This is a genomic window from Kribbella sp. NBC_01510 (assembly GCF_045040325.1).
Classification (GTDB): domain Bacteria; phylum Actinomycetota; class Actinomycetes; order Propionibacteriales; family Kribbellaceae; genus Kribbella.
The window spans coordinates 4772483-4796540 of sequence record NZ_CP109418.1; the positions used below are offsets into that span (position 1 = coordinate 4772483).

Annotated in this window: 16 protein-coding genes and 3 pseudogenes; 11 read left to right on the top strand and 8 right to left on the bottom strand. The window is 65.7% G+C overall.

The window, feature by feature from the left end; genetic code table 11:
• Window positions 1-409: 409 nt before the first annotated feature.
• Complete coding sequence (locus OG558_RS23965; RefSeq protein WP_405064992.1) at window positions 410-1201, bottom strand: hypothetical protein; 792 nt, start codon at window positions 1199-1201, stop codon at window positions 410-412.
• Between the two features lie 286 nt (window positions 1202-1487).
• Window positions 1488-2696, bottom strand: a complete 1209-nt coding sequence (locus OG558_RS23970; RefSeq protein ID WP_405064994.1) for an amidohydrolase family protein — start codon at window positions 2694-2696, stop codon at window positions 1488-1490.
• A gap of 405 nt (window positions 2697-3101) precedes the next feature.
• Between OG558_RS23970 and OG558_RS23975 the strand changes: the two genes are divergently transcribed.
• Entirely contained in the window at window positions 3102-3443 is a 342-nt protein-coding gene (locus OG558_RS23975) for a hypothetical protein (protein ID WP_405064995.1), read from the top strand.
• Here OG558_RS23975 and OG558_RS23980 read toward each other — a convergent pair.
• Both OG558_RS23980 and OG558_RS23985 read right to left on the bottom strand, forming a co-directional pair.
• A complete protein-coding gene (locus tag OG558_RS23980) occupies window positions 3440-4879 on the bottom strand; it encodes a S8 family peptidase (protein ID WP_405064996.1) in 1440 nt (479 codons plus the stop codon). The genes OG558_RS23975 and OG558_RS23980 overlap by 4 nt on opposite strands.
• Before the next feature lie 24 nt (window positions 4880-4903).
• Complete coding sequence (locus tag OG558_RS23985) at window positions 4904-6376, bottom strand: amidohydrolase family protein (protein ID WP_405064997.1); 1473 nt, start codon at window positions 6374-6376, stop codon at window positions 4904-4906.
• Window positions 6377-6582: 206 nt separating this feature from the next.
• On the opposite strand from OG558_RS23985, the gene OG558_RS23990 reads away from it, so the two are divergent.
• The 7 genes and pseudogenes from OG558_RS23990 to OG558_RS24020 all read left to right on the top strand — a co-directional run bounded on the left by OG558_RS23990 (window position 6583) and on the right by OG558_RS24020 (window position 9896).
• Complete coding sequence (locus OG558_RS23990) at window positions 6583-7281, top strand: hypothetical protein (protein WP_405064998.1); 699 nt, start codon at window positions 6583-6585, stop codon at window positions 7279-7281.
• An 86-nt stretch (window positions 7282-7367) separates the two neighbouring features.
• Window positions 7368-7448 (top strand): annotated as a pseudogene (locus OG558_RS23995) (hypothetical protein); the annotation flags it as partial.
• Window positions 7448-7696 (top strand): recombinase family protein, encoded by a 249-nt coding sequence (locus tag OG558_RS24000; RefSeq protein WP_405072211.1) that lies wholly within the window; start codon window positions 7448-7450, stop codon window positions 7694-7696. The pseudogene OG558_RS23995 and the gene OG558_RS24000, both read left to right, overlap by 1 nt.
• A gap of 498 nt (window positions 7697-8194) precedes the next feature.
• Window positions 8195-8521 (top strand): hypothetical protein, encoded by a 327-nt coding sequence (locus OG558_RS24005; RefSeq protein WP_405064999.1) that lies wholly within the window; start codon window positions 8195-8197, stop codon window positions 8519-8521.
• Window positions 8522-8815: 294 nt separating this feature from the next.
• A complete protein-coding gene (locus OG558_RS24010; RefSeq protein ID WP_405065000.1) occupies window positions 8816-9010 on the top strand; it encodes a helix-turn-helix domain-containing protein in 195 nt (64 codons plus the stop codon).
• Between the two features lie 33 nt (window positions 9011-9043).
• Window positions 9044-9151: pseudogene (locus tag OG558_RS24015) on the top strand (IS630 family transposase); the annotation flags it as partial.
• A gap of 205 nt (window positions 9152-9356) precedes the next feature.
• Window positions 9357-9896: an IS630 family transposase gene (locus tag OG558_RS24020; RefSeq protein WP_405065001.1), complete on the top strand. Its 540-nt coding sequence runs from the start codon at window positions 9357-9359 to the stop codon at window positions 9894-9896.
• 24 nt (window positions 9897-9920) lie between these two features.
• Here the strand turns inward: OG558_RS24020 and OG558_RS24025 are convergent, their stop codons facing one another.
• The 4 genes and pseudogenes from OG558_RS24025 to OG558_RS24040 all read right to left on the bottom strand — a co-directional run bounded on the left by OG558_RS24025 (window position 9921) and on the right by OG558_RS24040 (window position 15468).
• The gene (locus tag OG558_RS24025) at window positions 9921-10154 is read right to left on the bottom strand and encodes a hypothetical protein (RefSeq protein WP_405065003.1); all 234 of its coding nucleotides are present in this window, start codon (window positions 10152-10154) and stop codon (window positions 9921-9923) included.
• A 188-nt stretch (window positions 10155-10342) separates the two neighbouring features.
• The gene (locus OG558_RS24030) at window positions 10343-12349 is read right to left on the bottom strand and encodes a reverse transcriptase domain-containing protein (protein ID WP_405065004.1); all 2007 of its coding nucleotides are present in this window, start codon (window positions 12347-12349) and stop codon (window positions 10343-10345) included.
• A gap of 64 nt (window positions 12350-12413) precedes the next feature.
• Window positions 12414-13604: pseudogene (locus OG558_RS24035) on the bottom strand (IS701 family transposase).
• Window positions 13605-14337: 733 nt separating this feature from the next.
• The gene (locus OG558_RS24040; RefSeq protein WP_405065006.1) at window positions 14338-15468 is read right to left on the bottom strand and encodes a M12 family metallopeptidase; all 1131 of its coding nucleotides are present in this window, start codon (window positions 15466-15468) and stop codon (window positions 14338-14340) included.
• Between the two features lie 289 nt (window positions 15469-15757).
• Between OG558_RS24040 and OG558_RS24045 the strand changes: the two genes are divergently transcribed.
• Genes OG558_RS24045 through OG558_RS24055 form a run of 3 tightly spaced genes read left to right on the top strand, consistent with a single transcriptional unit; the run spans window position 15758 to window position 24051 of the window.
• Window positions 15758-18007, top strand: coding sequence for a hypothetical protein (locus tag OG558_RS24045; protein ID WP_405065007.1), 2250 nt, complete (start codon window positions 15758-15760; stop codon window positions 18005-18007).
• Window positions 18007-21387: a DUF6603 domain-containing protein gene (locus tag OG558_RS24050; protein ID WP_405065008.1), complete on the top strand. Its 3381-nt coding sequence runs from the start codon at window positions 18007-18009 to the stop codon at window positions 21385-21387. Before OG558_RS24045 ends, OG558_RS24050 begins: the two co-directional genes overlap by 1 nt.
• Window positions 21388-24051 (top strand): hypothetical protein, encoded by a 2664-nt coding sequence (locus OG558_RS24055; RefSeq protein WP_405065010.1) that lies wholly within the window; start codon window positions 21388-21390, stop codon window positions 24049-24051. It begins immediately after the preceding gene.
• The last annotated feature ends 7 nt before the right edge of the window (window positions 24052-24058 follow it).

Below are 24058 nucleotides of genomic sequence, written 5' to 3' on the forward strand. Positions count from 1 at the left end.
AGAACGGAGAGCAGCCGGGCGACCTCGTTGAGGAAGGCTTCGATGTCCTGGTCCTGCATGTGGAAGGTGAAGATCCGAAGGTGCCCGAAGGTGCCGCTCGGGGTGTCGACGATCCGGCCCTTGAGCTCGTCGGGACGGCTGCTCGGGACCGGGCCGGCCGCGAGCGCTGCGGCGCAAGGTTTGCGGACGCGTCCCTTCGTTATTGGCGACGGGCGCGTCCTTCAGGCAGGCCGGCGCGAACAGTCGGCGCTTGACCGGCCGCGCCAGCTCCGTGCGGAGGTCCATGCCCACCAGGTGATGTGCCGCGGCCCTGACGCTGGTTGGCAAGACGGCAGGGTCCCCGGGGATTGTCACTTCCGCGGCGGACTCGAAGACCCGCCACGGCGCTCGGGTCTCGTGGGTCGCCCCTTCAACCTTGTAGGTGACGTCGACCCAGTCCTCGTCCGGTGGCAGCGACATGTTGATCGAACGGAGGGTCATGTTCTGGAGGCCCTGCGCGAGCTGGGCCGCCTTGTTTGCTGCTGGCCTCGCGTGCGGCGTTGGCCTCGACGGCGAGCTGGATCGGAGTGCCGTTCCAGTGCGTTACTTCGACTCCCGCCTTGAGCTGCGGGTCGCCGGTGATGTGGTCGAATGTCGTGGTCACGAGGTAGGCCGTGCGTCCTTTGTCGACGCAGCGTTCGAGGAAGATGCCGAGGAATGCAAAGCCGGCGTAACGCGAGGGCAGGATGTAGTTGGTGTGTAGGTCGTGCAGGCCGAGGAAGATCCGCTGCAGTTGCTCGTGGAACTCTGTCTCGGTGAGATCGGCCAGTCGGTGCCGCAGGTAGCGCAGCGCCTGGAGGGGGTCGATGGCGTGCATGGCGCGCTTGAGGGGCAGGTGGGCGTAGACCTCTCCGATCAGGATCTCGGCCTGATCGAGGACGACGCGGCGCTGGGCTTTGGTGAGCGGGCCTTGCGCTATGTGGCTGCGGAATTGCGGCATGGTGCGGACGGTGCCTAGGTCGTGGTCTGCTGTGAGGACGACGGTATCGGGGTGCGACATGGCTAACTCCTCGGGGATCTCGACGGCGGGAACGTCAGGTGTGCTTTCCCAGAGCGTGAAGGCGGCTTGGGTGTTGCCGCCGGAGGCGATGCTGGCCCCCAGCCTGCAACCGGCGATGAGGTCGTTCGATGGGTTCTGGGTCCGAGGCGAAACCGAGGACATCGGCGCTGCCGTCGAGTCGGCCGCGGTGGAACACCGGTCCCTGGTCGTACCAGAACAGGTCGCGGTGTTCGGGGGCAGCGGGTGGCAGCGCAGCGAAGTGTCGCGCGATCCCAATGGGTGGGCCCTTGCCGAACTCGATGCTCGGTGCAGTCCGGGTCGAAGTCGATCATCGTCGACCCCCTTCGTCCGTACGGCAGAAAGGTTCCAGGCTGCTCCTGCGGTGGGCAAGATGTCGAGTGGTGAAACCCCACCGAGCTGCTGGACGCCGTCGGGCGGCCGCAGTTCTTTAGGCGAAGATCGGGCCGACGGCGGGGTATCGCGCGATGAGCTTGGCGCGCATCTCCGCTAGCCGTCGTGGAGGTCCGTCGATGCCGGCGTCCTCAGGGGAGCCGAATCGGGTGTCGAGCAGCATGGGCCGTCCCCAGGCGGTGACCGGTTCGTAGTCGGCAGGTGTGGAGAGTTTGGCGACCCAATCGGGGCGGCCGTAGATAATGTCCCCGCCGATCATCACCATGTCGACCCAGGACGGGTACGCCGAGACCACGTTGTCGTACGGGTCGTCGAGGTGCTTTTGGAGGATTGTCAGGTCCGCTGCGCGTCCCGCCTCGAGGGTTCCGATCTTGTCCGCGAGGCCGGCGATCTTGGCGGCGCCGCTGGTGACCATCTGTACCAGATCTGGTGCCTTCACCGTGTTGCCGGGGGTTTGCCGGAGGACTTGCCAGGCCACCTTCATCTCGTGCAGCAAGCTCGGGCTGCCGGAGGGCATCCAGTCCGCGCCCAACGCGACCGGTACACCGGCGGCCAGTGCTGCGCCGATGTCGGTGGTCTCGTTGTACAGACGCAGGTTGGACTGCGGCGACCACACTAGCTTCCCACCCGCCGCGGCGAGCTGGTCGAAGTGCACACGGGTCAGAGCGGTCCCATGGATCACCACCGTCGCGGGGCTGAACAGAGGTGAGGCGGTGAACTGGAGGAACTCGTTCACCGATGTTTGGTTGGTCTTCTGTCCTTCGGCGAGATGGACGTAATGCGCCTTGACCGTTTGGGTGTCGAAGATCCCCTTGCGAATGCTTTCGATGTCGTCGTCGTTGAGGCGGTCGAAATCCACCGTGCTGCGAGCGACCTGGGAGCCGAAGATCACCAGGTCGACGTTTCGCACCAGAGCCTCAACCTTGTTCGGGTAGTCCTGGGAGGCGCCCTGGATGGCCGTCACGCCGCCGACCGCCGCGCGGACTTCCGCATAGCGGGTCATCGCGGTCTTTACCGACAGCGATTTTCCGCCCGTGGTCAATACGTGCCAGGGCTGCTTGATGAGCCGGTCGTACTCGTCGCTGTCACGCCACCGGCCGCGGTTGATGTAGATGTTCGGTGGCTCCCACGCTGCGAACACGTTGTACTCTGGATGCCCATGCAGATCGATCAGACCCGGCACGATGACACCCCCGGTGTTGATCGCGTGCTGGACATCGCGCGGCTTGGTCGTGCGCACCGACACGATCTGCCCACCGTCCACCACCACCCAGCCACGAGCGATCGATCCATCGCTCTTCAGGACCGAACCGCCAAGAGCCGTCGGCTGTGCCGAAACAGCCTCGGCAGCGCCAGCATCCAGTGGGACATCCCGCCGCCGCGGCGCTGTTGATCGGGCCGGTCGCCGAACAGCGCGTGACACACCACGCTCGTACGCCTCATCGAATGCGTCTCGGCTTACCACTGTGTCCCCCCGGGAAGATGCACCCCAGCATCCCCCCCACGCGGGCCTGCCAGCAACCCCCTACGATGCGGCTCACCCCTGCGATGATGAGGGCGGAATACTGGTCGTGTGCGACGCCGACGATCCGGCGGCTGCTTGCCGATGGCGAGGTATTGTCGGGGAAGTGGGAGACCGGAGGCAGTTCGAGTGAGTGATAAGCCGCAGGAGAAGGTCAGCCCGCGGTTGCGGGCCAAGTTGGATGACGCCGATTCTGGGCAGGCCGTTGAGGTCGTGGTCGCCCTGGCGCCTCCGGTGTTGCCCGACGAGGGCAGCCGGGGTCAGAAGATCGCTGCCGCGAAGCAGCGGTTCGAGCGTGAGGTCGCCTCGGTGAGTGAACGGATCGCCTCCGCAGGTGGTGAGATCATCGATGCCGCGTGGATCAACTCGACGATTCATACCCGGCTTCGGGCCGAGCAGGTCGACGATCTGGCCGCGGATGAGCACGTCGTAACTATGGACCTCCCGACGAAGCTGGAGGCCGAGGACTAAGCGAAGTGAGCGAGTCCCTTGCCCTTCGCCGAGACCGTGCCGCGGATCCGCTTGGCTTCGCTGACGAGCTTGTCGCGGAGTTGGCCTGGATCGAGTGCCGGATCCTTCTCGAGCCAGAGAGCCAGCATCCCGGACACGTGCGGAGCCGCGTAACTGGTGCCGGCGCCTGCGTCTCCGAAGCCGCCGGCAACCAGGCACGCAGCGATGTTGCCACTCGCGCCGCCGCCGGGAGCGACGACATCCGGTTCGGTCCGCCGCCCCGCCGGACCACGGCTGCTGTAGTCCTCGACGGCCGTGCCGTCGAGATCTGTAGCGCCGACCACGATGATGCCGTCGGCCTCGGCAGGACGGGTCATCGTCGCCCGCCCCGGACCGCTGTTGCCCGCGCTCTTGACCACTACCATTCCCAGCGCCCACGCAGCCTCAGCCGCGACGGCCTCCGGGCTCTTGGTGCTGGTGACAGGTCCGGCACCCCACGAGCAGTTCGCGATCGCCGCGCCATCCTCCAGCGCCTGCTGGATCGCGAGACCGCCACTGAAGTTGTCGCCATTGAGCAGGTGGCTCGTGGCGAGCACCTTGTAGTTGTAGATGGTCGCGCCGGGCGCGATGCCACCGTTGTCGATGTCGTCCGCTGCGATGATCCCGGCGACCGCCGTACCGTGGCTGCTGGGGTTGCCCCACGGCTCGGCGGTGAAGTTCCGACGCTGGACAATCCGGCCGCGGAGTGCGGGATGCCTCAGCGCCACCTCGGTATCGATGACCGCGACGGTGATGCCTTTGCCGGTCAGATGCTCGGACTCGAAGAACGCTGGGTAGCCGATCGCAGTGTGGTTGCGCGTGTTGGCTTCAGCTGCGAGCCGCCGCGGAACGTCGAGCGAGGTGACGCTGTGGTCAGCACATACGTCCGCAAGAACCTCGGGGCCGGCCCAGGTGCGCAAGGTGTGGTTCAGCCAGCAGATCTGGGTGACGAGGGTCGGGATCTGCGGAGCCCCGACCACCTCGGGCGCTGGGCCCAGCGACGAACCGGAGAGTCGTTCGATCTCGTTGTAGACATCGCCGACGAACTGGTACGCCGACGTCCGGGCTGTGTGGACCAGTGCGCTGCGGAGCATCGTCGTGTTCGGGTAGTCCACCGAGCTGTCCGCGTGGGTCTCTGTGCCGATGGCCGACCAGTTCGACAGGTCCCGGGGAATCGGGAGGCGCGGGGACGAGGTCGGTGCGGCGAACTCGACCACGGTCGGAATGGCTGGTAGGCCGGCCGGCGCCGGGCCAGCGACGGCCTCTAGGCCGATGCCAGGCGCGACTGAGGGGCGACGCAGACTAACGGTGAGGCAGAAGTCGTCGGTGGACTTCGATTCGAGGTCGCTGCCATAGAGCGTGCGGACTGTCGCGCGTGCGTCGGCGACGGCGGCGCGCCGCTCTTGTGCGGTTGCCATGTTTCCCCCAGCGTGTTGTGCAGATCATGCGAGCCAGTCGGGAATCCGATCTGGTGCGAGCAGTTGGTAGCGTCGCCGCAGCCGCAGTGCGTTGCGGTTCCCGGGATTGTCGAAGCCTAGAAAACGCAGTGCATTCCGGCCGAGGAATCGCTTTGTCGCGGCGACGCCGAATGCTTTGCGATAGTGCGAGCGATAGCTGTCGAGGAACTGGTCGTGCGCCGGCAGCAGAGCCTGCATGAACCAGTCGGAGCCGAACATCAACCGGTCGGTCATTGGCGCGGTCGGTGCGTCAGCGGCCATCATTTCGCCGAGCATCGCGAAGTAGGCGCGCGCGATGCCGTCATCGTCGATGCGATGGTTGCCGACATCGGCGTAGACGTGGTCGTTGGCCACTGCGAGCTTGGCCATCCGCCAGGGCCAACCCGTAGCAGGCTCGTTCGCGCGGGCTCCACCGAAGTGTCCGAGGTTGACCCGCAGGTGGGGGAACTCGCGCAGGGCCTGGGCCCAGCCGACAGGCCCCGCGAACTCCTTGAAGGAGTCGTCGGCATAGTTCGACCGGTTCGCATGCGCGGTGATGGGAACTTGCTCGGTCTGACACCAGTCGTAGAACTTCCGCAGTTCCCCGTCCACGAGCTCGGCTTCAGTGGGGGTCATGTCGATGGTCGCCTTGTTGCCCAGCGGTACCCACCCCATCGGTGGATAGACCTTCACGCCGATGAATCCGTGCTCCAAGATCGCTGACTTGACCACGTCGAACGGCGTCTCGGCCAGCCCCGCGAGCACCGCGTTGACTTGACGGCGCGGGTCGAAGCCGATGAAAGGATGCAGTCTCGCGTTCTCGACACCCGGCAGCCGGCCGGCCATGCTCAATCTGCTGATGCCCTCGAACAGCTCGACCTGCTGGCGGAGCGTGGTCTTCGGCCGATCCCCCAGCCCGGTGCCGAGATCGACGAGCAACGGGCAGAACAGGTCGACCTGAGCTGAAGAGTTGCGGACGAGTTCGGCGGCGAGGTCGAATCGCGAAAGGCCGAACAGCTTGGCCCATCGGACCGCGCGGCGGGCGTCGGCCAGCCGATCGGTCCACCCTTCGGCTGATGCCACCGCGGCACCGGCGCCGGTCCCGGTGCGATGTTCCTCTGTTGCCAGAGCGCTGTTCAGGCGCCGGACGAAGATGGGGTCTTGGGCCAGCAGGTCGTCGAAGGCAACGTCGGTCTGACTTTCGAGTCCGCCGACCGATTCCAGTGCGGCGGCGGTTCCGAAGATCCCTGGACCGAGTACGTCGGCAACGGTCTCCCCGCCGGTCGCGAGCAGACGCCGGATTCGCGCCATGTCTTCTTCGTAGCCGGGTGCGGCTCCCTGCACGACACGATCGATCAAAGTCGCCAGCAACGGACCCAGCGCGGGCGTGTTCAGATGCAATCGCTGCACGAAGCCCCGCACCGGAAGGTCATCGGCATTGAACACGTGACAATGCACGTCCACCACGAAGTCTGCCATCACATCCGCCCCTTGTGCCGAAGAATGACACCAGTTCGACGCCGAGTCCAGGCCACGGCGAGAACAACCCGCAGTACAAATACTTGTTTCAGCGACCGTGTGTTCCGTTGCGAGGGCTTGCTGGATGTCTGGCGGTGCGCCACGATGAAAATCGCGTATCCGCGGGAATTTGTTCGGCGGAGTCGCATTCTCAAGGGGGAGGATGCGTGGCCAGGGAGGAATGGGCGGCTGTTCAGGACCGCCTGACGGCCTCGTACGACGAGGTGCGCGACGAGCTGCTCGGAAGTCCGGGCGTCATCGAGATCGGCGTCGGGTTGCGCCGACGGGACGGCCGGGTCGAGGACGAAGCGGTTTACGTCGTTTCGGTGCGTAAGAAGCTGCCGTCGGCGGACGTTGCAGCCGGCGAGCTGACCCCGGAGTCGATCCATGGTGTCCCGACTGATGTCGAGGAGTATTCCGAGCCGGTCCTCCTGCTGGGCTTCGATGACGAGGACGACCAGCGCAACTACGAGACGAAGGGCGGTGCCGGCGCCAGCGCTGAGCACAGGGCGCGGGGGACGCTTGGCTGCTTCTGCCGGCGGAAGATCTGGGAATCGCCACCATGCATGAGCACTATCTTGCCGGCGACCGGGCGCTCGTGTGGCATGAGCGACGCCAGTTCGGCGACCGTATCCGAGAACCGGGACTCTGGGCGGATGCGCAGGCCGTATGCTTCGAGATGGCTCGCCGGGTCCAGTGCAACATCGACACTCTCATTGACCAACCCGACGGCCAAGGCTATGTATTCCACAGCAACGACGGACGGCGCAACCCGGTGCGCCCGTACAATCCAGCAACTGAGCGCGGTGCCTCGCGCTCGCTGGCTGGGCGAACACGTCGGGACAGTCCCCTTGGCATTGTCGTAGTGGCTTCGGTTGGTGGGCGACGTTTGGCTCGTTGCGACCCATCCACAGTAGCCAGACTCGGCCTGGGCCGATCCTCTGCACCGATCGTGGAGCGGATCTTTGCCCTGTACTCGGCTGGACTCGGGTTCAGGGCGATCGCTGAGACACTCAACGCCGAAGGTGTGGCCTGCCCGTCGGCGCACTCTCCGCAACAGAAGCGGCATCGGCGTGGAGATGGTGGCAGTCGTCGACGGTCAAGGCGATCCTGGACAACCCTCGGTACACGGGCTTCCCGATCTATGGCCGGTGGCAGAGGGTCGAGGAGTTACTCGACCCCGAAGACGTTGCGGCCGGCCACTTGGTGAGGTTCCGGAAGTCGCCGACGTCGAAGATCGTCCGCTCCGTGAGCCCGCGCACTCCGCGATCGTTTCCGTAGAGGACTTCACGCGAGTCCAGCTCGAGATCCGCGCTAGCCGAGGGGGTGGCCGGCGCGACCAGACATCTCGCGAGCGGATTCGCGTTCGGACACCGCACACCTACCTGTTCAGGTGCCGGGTTCGGTGCAGCATCTGCACGAGGAAGATGGAAGGGGCCATGCGCCGGAACACTGAGTTCTGTCGGTGCGCGGCACGTACCCCCGCCCCTGGATCCAGTGCCGCCTTGGAGCATCAGCCGACTTTGTAACTCCGCGTGGATCAGCTCAGTACGAAGGTCAACGATTGGATTGCGAAGCTCTTCAGTCCCGAGTATCGGACGCCACGGTCGAGGGGCTGGCGGCTGTGGTCGAGGAGGACACGCCGGCCGAACGCGCTGAGGCGGATTTCAAGTGGAGGATCGAGGCGGCCGAGGCGAAGATGTTGAGGCTTCGCGGGCATTGGAGGCAGGCTGGGATCCCGCCGAGTTGACCTCGCAGTACCACGCTGCGGTTGCTGAGATGCGAGTCGCCGAGGCTGGCCTGGCGACGATCGAGTACCCAGAGCGGCTGACGCCGAAGGAGATTCGGGCGATGGCTGATCAGTTAGGCGACATTGCACGGGCGTCGGATCAGGCGAACCGGCGAGACCTCGCTGAGTTGTACGACGCACCTCGACTGGCGATCGATTACGACCATCGCACGCGGGTGGCTGAAGTCTCCATCACGCCTGCCCCGCGTGTGGATAGTGTCGGTGTCCGAGGGGACACGCACATTAACCACACGGCTGACGCTCAACGTATGAGCCGGGAGACCGGCCGATTCGAACCCGAAGCCGCTGATTTCTGAGGCTGATCATCATTTGTCAATGATGCTCGGGATCCCTTACAGGTAACGGATTCCGGCGGCCGCTTGTTGCGCGTAAGTTCTCATTGGCAACCATCCTCTCTCGCTGATTGAGGTGCGTAAGGAGGTGCGTTGGCGGGACGTGTGGCCGAGACAGCGACCGAGTTCAGGGGGCGGTAGGTGGTCGCCGCGAGTGGTCCTTTGTGTCGAGGCGGGGATGAATGAACGCGCGACAGGTATCAGTCAACATCTAGTGTCCTGAGTCAATAATTCGGCGCTAGTCGGTAGACTGTGGTGATGCCAAGCCCGAAGGTTGATCCGGTGGTGTTGTCCGACGAGGAGCGGTCGGTCCTGGCTGGGTGGGCGCGGCGGCGGAAAACGTCGTTGGCGTTGGCGTTGCGGGCCCGGATCGTGTGGCGGAGTGCGGACGGCGGCACGATCGGCGAGGTTGCTCGCGAGGTGGGGGTGTCGCGGAACATGGTGTCGAAGTAGCGTTCGCGGTTCTTGGCCGATCGGCTGGACGGGTTGTCGGATGAGCCGCGTCCGGGCCGGCCGCGGACGATCACCGACGATCAGATCGAGCAGGTGATCACCAAGACGCTGGAGTCCACGGCTGGTGAGGACACGCACTGGTCGACCCGGTCGATGGCTACGAGGACCGGCATGTCGCAGAGCGCGGTGTCGCGGATCTGGCGGGCGTTCGGGCTGAAGCCGCACGCGATCGAGACCTGGAAGCTGTCGACCGATCCGTTGTTCGTGGACAAGGTCCGCGACGTCGTCGGGCTGTACATGAGCCCGCCAGAGAACGCGTTGGTGCTGGCGGCGCACGAAGAGCCAGATGCAGGCGATCGACCGGACCGCGCCGATCCTGCCGGTGATGCCGACCACGCCGGCGCGGATGACCCACGACTACGTCCGGCACGGCACGACCAGCCTGTTTCGCGGCCTTCGACCTCGGCAGCGGTTCGGTGATCGCCCAGCACTACCGCCGGCATCGTCAGCAGGAGTTCTGCGCTTCCTGAAGCTGATCGCCGCGGTGCCGAACGACCTGGAACTGCACCTGGTGCTGGACAACTACGCCACCCACGAGACCCCCAAGGTGAAGGAGTGGCTGATCCGCCACCCCCGGTTCCACCTGCACTTCACCCCCACCAGCTCGTCGTGGCTGAACCTGGTCGAGCGCTGGTTCGCCGAACTCACCAACCGCAAACTCCGCCGCTCCGCCCACCGCAGCATCACCGAAGTCGAAGCCGACGTCCGCGGCTGGATCAACGAATGGAACGCCGACCCCAAACCCTTCGTCTGGACCAAGACCGCCGACCAGATCCTCGACACCCTCGCCGCCTACTGCCAGCGAATTACCGACTCACGACACTAGTACGACAGCCGGAATTCGTGACGTTCATTCCAGGAAGGCTTCTCGGCGTTGGTCGTGGCTGGTTCGGGCGCGGTGTTGGTGTCGGCGTCTCCAGGTCGACCAGCGCAGCCGGTGTCGCAGGTCTCGTATCGGCTCGACGATGAGGGTGTTGAACAGGCGGTGGATCTCGTTGCAGGTCAACGCGATCAGGCCTGGTGAGGGTGAGGTTTCGGCTCGTTCGGTCGCGGTGAGGACGGCCAGGAAGGCGTAGGCGAGCATCGCGACGATGGTCCAGCGGCGCCAACTCGTCCAGCGGCGGACCTGGTGCTGATCGAGCCCGGTGAGGGTCTTGCTCGCTTGGGTTGGGTGGGCCGCGCGGCGAGGTGCCTGTGGTGTGCAGGTCCTTTTCCGCGCGGCCTCCCGCCGAACCGGACGTGCCTGTTTCCGGGCATCCGGCTCTCCAGTGACTATTCCGTGAGTGTTGCGACTGGGGTCCCGGTGTGGATGTAGTCATGGCAGGCGGCGCAGACCACGAGGGTTTTGCGTCGCCGTTTGGCCATGAGGTTGTTCCATCCGGGTTGGGCTGGTCTGGGTGGGGCGAGCTCGGCGAGGGTGCGGACGTGATGGACTTGCATCTCGCCGGGTTGGTCGCAGAGCTCGCATCTGCCCCGTAGGAGCCGGGTGACCAGCTCTTTGCGGGGGTAGATGACCCGTTCCGGAAGACGGTCGTCGAGGACGGCCGTCTTCTGCCGTGTGAGTGGAATACCACCGAACCGTGCGACCAGTGGCTTCTTGTCTTTGCCGCGTCCGACGATGGCCTCGAAGCACGTGCGTGGCCCGTGTGGGGTCTGGATCTTGGCCGTGTGTTTGGCCGCGATCTTCGACACCGTCGAGCGGTGCTTGGAGGCCAGCGTCTTCAGCATCGAGGTCAGCATGACCCAGCGCAGCCGGTGCAGTAGGCGAACGTTGCCGGCTAACAAGAAGTATTGGACGATGCCCCGATACTCCGCCCCATAGATCCTGACGATGTCGTAGTCGCCACGGCTGATCAGGCGGGGCCGCCGCGCGGGATTGCCGCGCATGAGATACGGGGCGCTCTTGGCTTTGATCACCGCCGGGGGCACGCGTAACTGGATCTGGCCGTTGACCGCGCGTTTGCCGCGGGTGAACTGCCGATCGTCGTGTCCGACGGTGATGTCGTAGCCGAGGAATCGTGCCGCGCCGCTTCTGGCGTGCGTGATCAGCGTCTTGTCCTGGGCAAGTTCCAGCGCGAGATCATCGCGCAGGAACGCCGCCAGGCGCTGTTTGATCTCCTCGGCCTCAGCCTTGGGTCCGGTGAACCCGAGCAGGTGGTCATCGGCGTAGCGGATGTATCGCAGCCGTCGGTAGTCGGGATCGTGAGGGTCCTGACTTGGCAGGCTTCGCATGCGATTGCGCAGCCTTCGGGCTTCGACACGGTCGCCGCGCCTGCGGGCGCGTGCGAGCGCGGCCGCGACCTCCAGGTAGGCAGGGTTGCGGGCCCTGCGTGCCTTTCGGGTGTATTCCGGGATGAGGACTGTCTCGACGAAGGCGTCCAATCGGTGCAGGTAGATGTTGGACAGGACCGGAGACGCCACGCCGCCTTGCGGCGCTCCGGACAGTGTGGCGTTGTAGACCCAGTCCTCCAGGTATCCGGCTGTCAGCATGTTGCGCACCAGCCGCAGGAAACGGTTGTCGTGGATCTTGTCCGCCAGCGTCGTGACCATGACCTCGTGGTCAAGAGATCCGAAGCAGTCGGAGATGTCTCCCTCGATGAACCAGTTCGTCCCGGTCCAGGTGTTGGCCACCTCGCGGAGCGCGGTATGGCAGCCCCGGCCGGGACGGAACCCGTGGGAACGGTCGGAGAACTGCGGCTCGTAGTAGGCCTCCAGCAGCAGGCGCACTACCTCGCCGACCAGCTTGTCCGACCAGGTTGGCATCCCCAGCGGGCGTAACTTCCCGTTGCGTTTCGGGATGTAGACCCGCTTCACGGGCTTGAATCGGTAGCGCTCGTTGCGCATCGCATCGATGATGCGGCCGATCTTGCCCAGCGACATGCCGTCCACGGTTTCCTTCGTGGCCCCGGCCGTCATCGCCCCGTGGTTGGAGTAGATACGTCCGTAGGCCAACAGATACAACTGCGGGTTGAACAATTGCCGATACAGCTCATCACATGGCAGGCCACGCCTGCCGCGTTCACGGAGGACACCCAGCACCGCTTCGGCGCTCTGCATTTCGCATACCTCCCGATCTGATGGTGCCCGATCACCTGTTCCCCTTCGCCCATGCAGACGGCTTTCCCGTCCTCCTTGGCAGGTCGTGACTCCTGCGACTACTACGGGAACTGCGTCGCCGTAGGACTCGCGCCCCGTAGGCGATCCCACGTTCGTCCCTGTCATACGGTGCAGCGCGACGTAGGCGGCCCACTCATCTCCTTGAATGTCCTCATTGGACATCGCTTCCCGCCCCGGAGGTTGCCTCGGCTATCGTTCAACGCCGAGGCAGGGCGTAACACCGGTTTCAGACGTCTTTCCGGTGGATGTGAAGTTTCATCGTCTGGAGATTAGGCTTCAGGCAATCCAGCTTTCGCCATATCGCGCGGGTCTTCCCAGCGCACCGTCCCATACGCCTGGACCCGGCCACTGGTTCGCTGACATGCTGTTGTCCCCTTAACCTTTCGGCGCCAGGTAAGTCATCAGACCCAAGAACCTCCCTCCGAGTTCCTCCCCACTGGATGGGGAATATGACAAGGCGCCTCGTGGCGCACAAGGACACTTCGATCGTCCAGCGGCGGCCGGCGACGCGGACCAGTTCGCGCAGCGGGACCGGTGCCGGTGACCAGCAGCGATAATAGGCGAGCTCGCCGGTGGCGTTGTTGCGGCGAATCAGCAGCCACCGCTGCCCCAGAGTGCCACTGGGCACTGCCCCCGGTTCGGGTTCGATGCTGATCCAGGCCCAGTCGTAGAACCGTGGCCCCTTGGAGCCGTTACCGGCCGACAGCCGCTGCCATGCCTTGCGGGGCAGGCGGCCAGCGAGTTCGTCGGCGCGGACCTTGCCGACGCCGGTGCGGACCGGGTGGCTGCACGCGACCGCGAGCACATACCCGACACCGCGGTCCTCCAAGGTCTTACGCAGTTTCGGGTCGGCGCCGTAGACCTCGTCACCGGCGACCCAGCGCGCGCTCACGCCGGCGTCCAGGGCGCGGGTGATCATCTCGGTGGCCAGTGCCGGTTTGGTCGCGAACCTTCACCGTCGCCGGGACACCGGCCTGCTCGCGCCGGTCGGTGTCGTCGGCCCAGACCCGCGGCAGATACAGCTCCGGTCGATCAACGCGTGCCCGGCAGTGCCGGCATAGGTCAGATAGACCGCGACCTGGGCGTTCTCGATCCGCCCGGCGGTCCCGGTGTATTGGCGCTGCACCCCAACGGTGTGAGCGCCCTTCTTGAGGTCGCCCGTCTCGTCCACCACCAGCACGGCATCCACCGTGCCGAGCCGCTCCACGACATACCGGCGCAGGTCGTCACGCACGCCGTCGGTATCCCATTTCGCCTTCCGCAGCAGGTGCTGCAGGCCGTCAGGCGAGTCGTGACCGGCGTGCTCGGCCAGCGTCCAGCAGTTCTTCACCGCCAACCCCGACATCAACCCAGCGACCGCATCCCGCGCCAGCCGCCGCGACTCCAATCGGGCGAACCGAGACGCGATCCGCGCCATCAACCCATCGAACTCCACCCGCCAACGACCAGGGTCTATGCTTTGGCCCGCGGCCACCGCGAGATCTTCTTGAGTCCACACAACCCGAGATCATCGACCGGTGGCCGCCTCACGTCCGGGACCGCCACACCGCCAAATCACGAACTACGGCTGTCGTGCTAGGGCGGCTGCGCTGAGGGTGGGAAGAGCGGTGAGCGCCGATGGGTCTGCAGCGTTGTGGAAGAGCCAGAGGCAGTTCCATGGGTAAGTGACTGCCAGCGCTCCAGTGAAGAGGAAGTTCTGGACCTTTGTGACGTCCAGGCGGGTCAGTGCGCCAGTGCCTTCGTCATACGCGAACATGTCGGACATCCGAGCCTTTCCTGCTGACGCGCGGGCCAGGACTCGGTCGCCTGCACTCAGCGGGTTACCCGGAGGGTCGTCCTTCTGTGATTTGATGGCGGTGGCCAGTTGTGCTGCCCAGCGTGATCCCCAGTAGGCCCAAATTTCTCCTGAGATCTTGAGGTCCCAGGCGGTGGCCGGGTCCTTGGTTGCGCTCCCCTCATGATGGCGACCAGGACCGGAACGACGATGAACGACCACAGCACGAGCTGGAACTGGTCAGACTCCAGGTGTCACGGGCGTCGATGAAGATCCCGAAGAACGATCCGCTGCGTTTGCGCCCGGCGCCTGCCGCGAGGAGCGTCATGACCAAGGTGGCGCCGTACGCGATCCATACCGATCTCATGGCGTTGACTCACCAGTACATGACTGCGGTCTGGCCGGAGGACCAGGCGTAGTAGAGGCGGATGCGGAGAACGTAGCGGCGGCCTTGGAAGAGTTTGGCGGTGAGGTGGGAGTTGCGGTCTTCGCCGCTGTCGTCGTCGCCGGCTACGTAGCGGAGCTCGCCGTTGACGTCTTCGAAGAGGACCATCACGGTGTCGCTGGCGCCGAAGGTGGCGAGGTCGTACTGGCGGGTGTCCGGTGGCGTCAGCTCGAAGTCGGCCTGCCCGCGGGGCTTGAGCGACAGCGGGACGGACTGGAAGGGCTCCAGTGGTGGTGGCGCATTGTTGATCGTTGGGTACCAGCTCAGGACGTACTGCTTGTCGGCGGCGGAGATGGTGCCCGGTGGGTGGACGCCAGCGACGTTGTACTGCGCAGGCTCGATGATCAGGCCGGCCTTGAACGCGTACTCCATGATCGAGGCCGGATCCCAGGTCGAGCCTTCGACGTCGGCGGGCTCGAGCTTGCGCAGCACGTTGTAGAACGTCTTGTCGCGGTCCCACTCGTTCGGCGGCCCGGCGAAGGACTGGTAGACCTTCTCCTCATCCCACACGATGCCGGCGAACGGGTTCTGGTGCTCGTGCGACAGGCCGACGCTGTGCCCGATCTCGTGGAGCGCGGTCGACATGCCGTACGGCGACGAGGTGAGATCCCAGCCGAGATTCATGGTGCGCGTGTTCATCCCCGCCATCAGTACGTCGCGGCCAACGGCGGACCAGGATCCGTCGTAGTCGAAGAGGAACCCGATCCGGACCTCTGCCTCCGAGCGGTCGTTGACCTCGCGGAACTCCAGGCCGATGCCGAGGTTAGTCCAGGTCTCGAACGCGCCTCGGACGACGTCGAGTTGTGGTTTGGCCCCGACCCACGAGACGAATCTCGTTGTGCCGTCGGGGAACTGGATCTGCGATCCGTCGGTCTGTCGGTCGAAGAAGTAGTAATGCAATACCGTCCCGTTCACCCACTTGCTCCGGGCAGGTCGGATGGCTTCGAGACGGTCGGCTCCGAGACCGGGTGGAATCACCGGTTCGGGTTGCTGCGGAAGCGCGCAGTACCGCAGTTCATCGTCGTTCTGTGGATCGTAGACGTGCTCGTCCGTGTGCGACATGAAAGTTCCCCTTGCCCCCGGCGGACCGAGCCGCCAGCTTCAACGTACGCCGTCGCCGCTCGCGTTGCGACAGTTCGTGATTCGAAACATTTGACCTGAGCGAATGGTGCAGCGAGTTCCCAAAGGTTGCCCTTAGCAATGCCCTGCTATGTCACCGGCCCAACAAGTGCTTCATTGAGGTTGGGTTCTCGCCGAACCGTTGAACTGGGCGGGCCGGTGGGTCACGATGAGGGTGACCCACCGGGCGGAGGGGCTGGATCTCCGGTCGGCTTGGCGGTCGGGGGGATTGATGGACGACGTACCGCTGGTGCCTGCGGCCTTGCCCGGGATCGTGGCCGGGCCGGTGCTGCGCCGCGTCACCCGGACGAAAGCTTCTGTCTGGATCGCGGTCAGTCGCCCGGATCCGGTGACCTTGCTCCTGCGGATCGCGAATCAGCCGGAGACGGAGATCGCGGCTGCGACGGTTACGCCGACCCGGGTCGGACGGGTGCTGTGGTTGGCAGTGCTGACAGGTGGATCGCCCGTCGGCGGAACATTCGCTGCTGGTGTCCTGTACGAGTATCGACTCACCTCAGTTGGTTGGCCGGAGCCGAACTGGGCGGAGGTGGCGATCGGCTCGCTGCGACCCGCGTTCCCGGGTCCGCCTGCGACCATCGAAGAACTTGTCTTGATCCATACGTCCTGCCGCAAGGTGCACGGCAATGGGAGAGACGGACTCGCCGAGGCGCACGCGGTGATCCAGGAGCGCATCGCTACGGCGCAACCGAGTGCGCGGCCGCATTTGCTCGTGATGTCAGGCGATCAGATCTATGCCGACGAGGTGCCGTCGGTGCTGGTACCTCGGATCCGGCGGATCAGTCAGGATCTCGTCGACGTGGACGATGCCGCACCGTTCCTGCCGCTGCCGAGGATCGGTGGCAGGCAACAGCCGTCGGAGGCGCACAAGCTCACCTCATCAGCCGCGGACAACCATTTGTGGCTTCTCGGCGAGTTTCTGGCGACTTATCTGCTCTATTGGTCCGATGTCCTTTGGCCGGCGGTGCTGCCTGCGTGGACTGATGTGATCCCGGGGACCGATCTGGATCCGGCCGCGCAACTGGACGAGGGAAGCTGGAACGAGCAGCGCGACGTCGTGTCGACATTCCGTGCTGGACTGGCTTCGGTTCGCAAGGTGCTCGCGACCGTGCCGTCAATGATGGTCCTCGATGACCACGAGGTAACGGACGACTGGAACCTCGACTATGCGTGGACCGCAGCTGTCTACCCGGATCCCGCTGGTACTCGCGTGGTCAGCAACGGGCTGCTCGCGTACCTCGTGTGTCAGCACTGGGGGAACGTGCCGGAACGGTTCGCCGCCGCCGGCACTCCGGAGGCTGCCGCGCTCGCAGCGGCGGTCTGGACGGGTAGCAGTCCGGACTCGCCGGCGACCCGGGCATTGCTCGGACTCCCGATCGCGGCACCCCCGGCGCCGCCGTCCGTACTGCGGGACCTCACTGTTCCCGGAGCGCTGCGCTACGACTTCGAGCTCGGACCCGGAGACGGTTGGCCGGTACGTCTGATCGGTCTGGACGAGCGAACCGTACGGGAGTTCCATCGAGTCGACCATCCGCCGGGGCGGACGAGCGTCGCCGCTCTCGGAATGATGCTGCCCGGCCCGGCTGGACTCGGGCCGGCTGACCTGACCGTCATCGTCACCCCATCGCCTGCGTTGGGTACCCACGTCATCGAGCACGACGTCCAGCCGGCATCCGGGCTGCTACCGGGCGGCGCTATCTACACCGACTTCGAGTCGTGGTCGGGTGCTACGGCAAACCACCAGGAGTTGCTGCGCCGCGTGGGTGCGTATGGTCCGGTGCTGTTGCTCGGAGGCGACGTACATTTCGGCGGTACTGCGCGTTCGTCGTACACGCGTCTGGGGATTACGTCGACGGCCGCCATGGTCACGTCCAGCTCCGCTCACAATGCCGACGCGAAGACCATGGTGCTGCATCTCCTGGGCGATCTGGCTATGCGGCTCGGGATCGAGCGGCCGCGCACTCAGCGTGGCTACCTGGCACTGAGCGCGGCTGACCGTTCCAAGTTGGCGGCTGCACCACCGGCGGGCGCTTCGTTGCCGTACGACGACCTGACCGATGTGCTTCTCGGACGGGTGTTCCGAGCGGGACAGGAGACTCCCGCCGTCATCGCGGAGGACGTGGCCGCGGCGTACGGGCTGCCGGCGGGGGACTGGACGTACACCGTCGTACCCGTCGACGACCAGACATTGCCCCCGGCTGGCCCATTGGCGAACGACATGGCCACTGCACCGGCACCGGCCTGGCCGACCTGGGATCCGGTGAAGTCCTATCAAATGGTCAAGGCGCTTCGCGCGGGTGACCTGCATCGCGTCGGGCGAATGTTCGTCGGTCTGCCGCAGTTCTCCATGCTGGAGTTCAGCAATGGCCCGCTGACCGTGCATCACCATCTGATCGCCCCGGTCGGAGACGCCTCCAGTGACACCGGGCGCCATCACGCGGACGTTTCGGTGGTGATGAGCTGATGTCCGAGCGGCCGATGATCGAGGCCCTGACCGACGCTTTCTGCGATGCCATGCGCTCGGCGTTGGACGGAGACCAGTCCACCCTGCCACCGCTCACTGGTCCCGACCTGCCCGGCGCCCGAACCGCGCTGGCGGAGCTGACAGATCGGGCGGCGGCTGTGTCCGCTGCAGGAGATCCGGTTAGTTGGGCGCAGGCGATGGATCACTGGCATGCCAAGTTGCAGGACGTGGCAGGCAAGGCCTTCGGCGGGAATCCGGCGGACGCCGAGGATGCCGCACTTATCCGTTTCCTCGAGCTGGATTCGCCCCGTACCGCGGCGTTTCTGAGCCTGGTCGGCGTTGTCGTGCATCAGCCGGGGCAGCCTGACAGGCTGAACCGGCTGAAGTTCCAGCAGCTGCTGCAGGATCCCGGGACGCTCGTCAACGAGCCGTTCTGGGACGCGCTGCTCGGCGATGCCGGGCTGCCGGGGACCGGTCGGTTGCCCGCCGTACTGATGGGCCTCTTGCTCCTCGCCCCGCAGACTGTCCTCGCGCTGGCTCGCGACCAGCTGAAGGTGACCCCGCTGCCTGCCCCGGTCGCCGATGCACCGGGACCGTGGCGCGACTATCGGGCGGCGACCGAAGGCTGGATCTCGGTGACCGTGCCACTCGGAGATCCGGCGCAGCCCACTCCGTACCCAGCCGACATCTACGACTACACCGCGGACATTCTGCCGGACCTGACCGGCACGCTGGCGATCCGATCGCAGCGGTTGCCGAAGCCGGGCGGCGGTGCGCGGACCGTCTTCGAGATGTGGCTTGCGGTCGCGATCGAGGGTGACGTCTGGCAGTACGACCTAGGTTCGGACTGGTACGTCCGGGTGGAGCCAGGTGTCGACGCTGGGTTCGGGTACGACGGCCAGTGGCACGGCGCGTTCCGGCAATTCGTTCTCGACCCGTCGAAACAGCCCGGACCGGGTGATCCGGTCGTCGTCAGCCTGGGTCGAGATCTGGGTCTGGGCCGGCCCGACATCTCTTTCGGTCCGCCGTACGACACCCGGTTGATCGTGCAGGACCTCGGTCTCTACCTGAAACTGCGTGAGGACCACCCGATCTTCGAGATCGGCGGCTTCGTGCACGGCTTCTCGGCAGTACTGACGAACCGGTGGTTCCGCACGTTCGGTATCAGCGACACCGTCTTCCGGGACGGTCTTCGGTTTGCGCTCGAGCTGGACATCGCCTACATCGAGAGCCTGGGAGTCAGGCTCAACTTGAGCAGCGGTCTCGACGTCACTTTCGGGATCGACAAGGAGTTCGGCAAGAAGCTGCCGGTGAGCTTTACCCTGCACAGCATTCGGCTGCATGTGCCGATCGAGGCGACACAGGACGACTTCAATGTCCGGGCCGAGGTCCGGTTCCACATCTCTGTCCGACTCGGGCCGGTGATCCTGGTCGCCGATGGTCTCGGAGGCTGGGTCGGATACTGGACTGTCGATGGCTCGAGGAGCTACGTCGGCTTCCTGCCGCCTACCGGCGCGGGTCTGCAGATCACCGCCGGTCCGTTCACCGGCGGTGGCTACCTCGACTTCACCGGCGGCCCGAACGAGCGGTACGGCGGTGTCGTCTACGTTCGGGTCGGCAGCTTCGAGATCACCGCCTTCGGCCTGCACGAATTGACCGGCAAGCCGGGTGACAGCAATCGCAGTACCTCGCTCGTGATGGTCCTGGGTGTCAGGTTCGCCCCCGGGATCCAGCTCGGGTTCTTCCTAGAGATCTCGGGGTTCGGCGGCCTGGTCGGCATCAATCGCCGAGCCGACACCGATGCCCTGCGGGAGCGACTGACTTCCGGCGCTGCAGGGAACGTCCTGTTCGCCGAGGACCCGATCCGTAACGCGCCCCGCATCCTGGCGGACCTTGGCGCGCTCTTCCCCGCGCACGCAGGGACGCATGTCTTCGGGCCGACCGTCCAACTGAGCTGGCTCAACATCGCCGGGTTCAAGATCTTCACCCTCGATCTCGGGCTGTTCTTCGAGTTCCCCGGTCCGAGCCGAATCATCCTGCTTGGGTCTGCCCGCGCACAGGTCCCTCCGGTCAAGGGCATCCCGCACCTGTTGGACATCCGCTTCGACATCGTCGGATTCGTCGACTTCCCCCAACGCATCATCGAGTTCGACGCCACCCTGATCAACTCGATGGTCATGCAGGTGCTGAACCTCACCGGCGATCTGGCGCTGCGGATCGCCTGGGGGGATCACCCGTACCTGTTGCTGAGTTTCGGTGGGTTCCACCCCAACTTCAAGCCGCTTCCGGCGCAGTTCCCGGAGATGACCCGCCTCGCGCTGACGGTGAAACCCGGCTTCCTGTCGCTTGGGGTGTTCTTTCGGGCCGAGGCGTACTTCGCACTGACCTCGAACACCGTGCAGTTCGGCGGACGGGTCGAGCTTGGATACGCCGCGGGGCCTGTGAACCTCGTCGGCTTCCTCGCTCTGGACGCGCTATTCCAGTTCTCCCCGTTCCACTTCGAAGTCTCGATCAGTGCCGGCGTTCGCCTGCGCTGGAACAGTACGACCTTGGCCGGGGTCCGGCTGGAGGGCACGATCACCGGGCCAGGTCCGGTGACACTCACCGGGAAAGCGTGCTTCGAGATCTTGTGGTTCGACATCTGCGCGGACGCGACCATCACCCTTGGCGGCAGTTCGGAACCGGCCCCGCCCGCGGTCAGCAGTGTCGCCCAGGCTCTTGGGCCGGACCTGTCGGATCCTGCGAATCTCAGTCCCGAGGGAGGCACAGATCCCCACGTAGTTCAGAAACCGCGTCCGTCGGTGCCGGGTGACAACCCTCTGGTCTCTCCGCTCGGCTCGCTGTGCTGGGCACAGAAGAGGGTTCCGCTGAACCTGTTGCTCGACCGGTTCGAGGGCTCCCCACTGGCCGAGCGCCAGCGGGTCGAATTGACGGTGTCGAGCGGTGGAGGTTCGGCACAGGATTGGTTCGCGCCGGGCACATTCGCGAACCTCAGCCAGTCCGAGGCGTTGAACCGGCCAGGATTCGAGAAGCTCGATGCCGGGGCACGGATCTCGATGGGCGCGTCCACTTCTTCGACCGCCGTACGGCATGATGTCACAGTCATCGAGATCCGCTTGCCGAGCCGGGATCAGTTCGTCTCCGAAGCCTTGCCGATGGCCGCGGTCGTGCTGGCTGGAATCCGCGCCCGCACCGGCGCCGCGCAGGCGAAAACGACTACGCCCTATCTGACGGTGGTGGAGGAACAGTTCGCGGTCCGGGACGCGAACGGAGCCGTCGTGGCGGGCGGGCTGAGCGTCAGCGAGGCTCACCAGCAAGCGCGGGTTCGCAAGCAGACTGCGTTGCACGTCAACGACCTCGTCGATCTGGGGGTGATCTGAGTGGCCGCCGTCCGGTTGGACTTCCTCGGTTGGCGGCGGCCTGGCACGTTCAGTGCCGTCAGCGGCCCGACTCTGACGCCGAGCGGCAGACTCACCGGCGAAGTGGGTCTGACCCTGCGCAACTCCGAGCCACCGCACGACTCTTCCGCCGCGGCGGTAGTGAAGTTCGACCTGCTGGGGCCTGGTGACGTCGACCGAACCCAGTCTGGCGCGGTCCTGCACATGGTGCCGCCGCCCGGCACGCTCGACTTCGAGGAGACCGCCTGCGCGTACGTCGAACTGGCGGCCGGCGACCTCCAATGGCGTTACACCCCGCAACTACCGTTCGGACCGGAATCGCGGGCGCTACGGCCCTGGTTGGTACTCGTCACCGGAACGCCGACCGAGGTGTCGATCCAGCCTGGCGGGATGGTGACATTGTCCGGCGCCGCGTTGGACACACACCCGTTGAAGGACTCCAGTCGGTGGGCGCACGGGCAGGACGATGTCGACCATCCCGGCGAGCGAGAAGTCGCGAGGTTGCTGTCGCCCCGCAACTTGGACAAGTCCACCGAGTACGTTGCGGTCTTGGTGCCGGCGTTCACCCCGCAAGGCCTAGCTGCTTGGAACGAGGGCGACACGACCGTCACGCTCCCGCTGATGCACTACTGGACGTTCGCGACCGGCGAGGCCGGCGACTTCCCAACCCTGGCTGCCCGCCTGCGGCCCGGCATCGTCACCACCCAACTGGGCCGCGCGCCGCTGACCTACGGTCCGCTGCCGCTCGCGCCGCCCGAGCTCGCGCGGGGCGCTTTGACGGCCATCGGCAGCGAGGACGACGCGGTTCCGGCAGTTGTTGCCGCTGACATGACCGTGCTCACCGCCCCCCTCTTAGATCCCCGGAGGCCGGTGGTGTCGCTGCCGCAGTACGGAACAGCGTGGGTGGAGGATCCCACGGCGACCGGGTGGGGAGTCACGTTCCGATCCGACCCTCGGCAGCGATCCGCCGCTGGTCTGGGATCCAAGAACGGGATCGACGCGCAGGATCTCATCTCGGACGTCGCCACAGTGCAGGCCGGAGCGCTCGGCGAGGCCGCTGCCCGGATCAGGCACCTGACGGCGGGGCTGAGTGCTGCTCGGTCGCTGTGGCTCCGGCGACTGCCCGCGGATCCGCTGCGCGCACTGGCGGTGTTCGGTCCGACGCTTCGCCGGATGATGATTCCGACCGGTACGGCGTTGACCGCCATCTCCGGTTCGGATCGCCCTCTTCCGGCCGCGCTTTTCTCCACCGCGGCTCGCCGCATGTTACGGCGAGGCCCGGCGCGCACCGCCCTGGCCAGGCCGGGCGCGAACGATCCGGCTGCTGTCTTCGTCTCGGCGAATACCTGCCCGCCGGCACCGCCCCGCGCCCCCGGATCGCTTCCGCACGCGGACAGGCTGAGGAGTCTCGGCCTCAACTCACTGGACGACGAGCTCCGGAAAGCCCTGGACACTGGCCGAGTGCCGTACGCAAACCTCCGCGAGCTCGTCGAGCGGTTCGATCGAACCCCCTACAGCCAGTCGACGGTCCAGGAGTTCGACCGGTCGATGGCAGGTTGGATCGACCGCGCTGAGAGCGGACAGCGGATCCCACTCGCCGAGATCTTGGCCATTCTCGACCCAGCCGAGGGCAAACGACTCTCGGACGTCGAGCTGCTCCGCGCACTGCGCCGGCTCAAGGCCGACGAGGCCGATCTCGATCGAGACACATTGATCGGCCTGGCCCACGACCTGATCACCGACAAGCCTGACCGTCCCTGCCGCCCGGTCGATCTAGGCAGACTGGCGACAGCTGTGAAGGACGCGATCGACCCCACCCTGCCGCGGCCGTTCGTGATCGATCGCGTGCTTGGCACCATCGGCGGCATCGATGACCAGCCGCTGACCCCGCCGGAGCTGTGCCCCGACTTGGATATCCCGGCATGGCAGTTGTTGCGGGACCACGACCCGGACTGGCTGATGCCCGGAGCGGGCACGATGGCGATGGACTCTGTCGTCGCAATGCAGACCAATCCGGTCTTCGTCGACTCGTATCTGCTCGGCTTGAACACCCAGACCATCGGTGAGCTTCGGTTCCGGAATATTCCGGTGCGGACGGGTTGTACGCCGATGCGGCAGTTCTGGTCCCGGGCCGATCCGGCCGCCGAAACGTTCCTCGACGACATCGTCGGCGTACATCTGTGGCCGGATGCCTCGGCGGTGGGCGATGCATCACATCAGACCCCGGCAGCTGCTGGCGCCGATCTGGTGCTTGTCCTCCGGACGACCCTCTTCCGTCGCTATCCGCAGACAGTGGTCTATCTGGCGCCGGCACCGCAGGTCGGCGGCGAGCCGGACTGGGATGCGCCGGCCGACCTCGCCAATCGGATCCAGCCATCGTTCCAAGGCGCGCTGACGCCAGAGATCGTGTTCTTCGGGTTCGACCTCGATCCATCGCAAGGCCGGCGGTTCTGGGCAGTGCTCGAGGAGCCGCCGCACGGTGTTCAGTTCCGCAGTGGTCCGGAGCCGGGGATGAGTCAGCATCACCAAGCCGTGTTGCTGCATCCCGACACTTTCCCGGATGGCGCGGCGTTCGCCGACGCGGCGTTCGCCGATCCGTACCGGGTGCTCATCCGCGGCTCGGCGTTGATCGGAGCAACGACATGAGCCCGCG

Coding starts and splice junctions, on each gene's coding strand:
- OG558_RS23965 (WP_405064992.1), bottom strand. CDS start 1,201: ATGTCCTCGGTTTCGCCTCGGACCCAGAACCCATCGAACGACCTCATC.
- OG558_RS23980 (WP_405064996.1), bottom strand. CDS start 4,879: ATGGCAACCGCACAAGAGCGGCGCGCCGCCGTCGCCGACGCACGCGCG.
- OG558_RS23985 (WP_405064997.1), bottom strand. CDS start 6,376: ATGGCAGACTTCGTGGTGGACGTGCATTGTCACGTGTTCAATGCCGAT.
- OG558_RS24005 (WP_405064999.1), top strand. CDS start 8,195: ATGCGAGTCGCCGAGGCTGGCCTGGCGACGATCGAGTACCCAGAGCGG.
- OG558_RS24010 (WP_405065000.1), top strand. CDS start 8,816: ATGCCAAGCCCGAAGGTTGATCCGGTGGTGTTGTCCGACGAGGAGCGG.
- OG558_RS24020 (WP_405065001.1), top strand. CDS start 9,357: ATGCAGGCGATCGACCGGACCGCGCCGATCCTGCCGGTGATGCCGACC.
- OG558_RS24025 (WP_405065003.1), bottom strand. CDS start 10,154: ATGCTCGCCTACGCCTTCCTGGCCGTCCTCACCGCGACCGAACGAGCC.
- OG558_RS24030 (WP_405065004.1), bottom strand. CDS start 12,349: ATGTCCAATGAGGACATTCAAGGAGATGAGTGGGCCGCCTACGTCGCG.
- OG558_RS24040 (WP_405065006.1), bottom strand. CDS start 15,468: ATGTCGCACACGGACGAGCACGTCTACGATCCACAGAACGACGATGAA.
- OG558_RS24045 (WP_405065007.1), top strand. CDS start 15,758: ATGGACGACGTACCGCTGGTGCCTGCGGCCTTGCCCGGGATCGTGGCC.
- OG558_RS24050 (WP_405065008.1), top strand. CDS start 18,007: ATGTCCGAGCGGCCGATGATCGAGGCCCTGACCGACGCTTTCTGCGAT.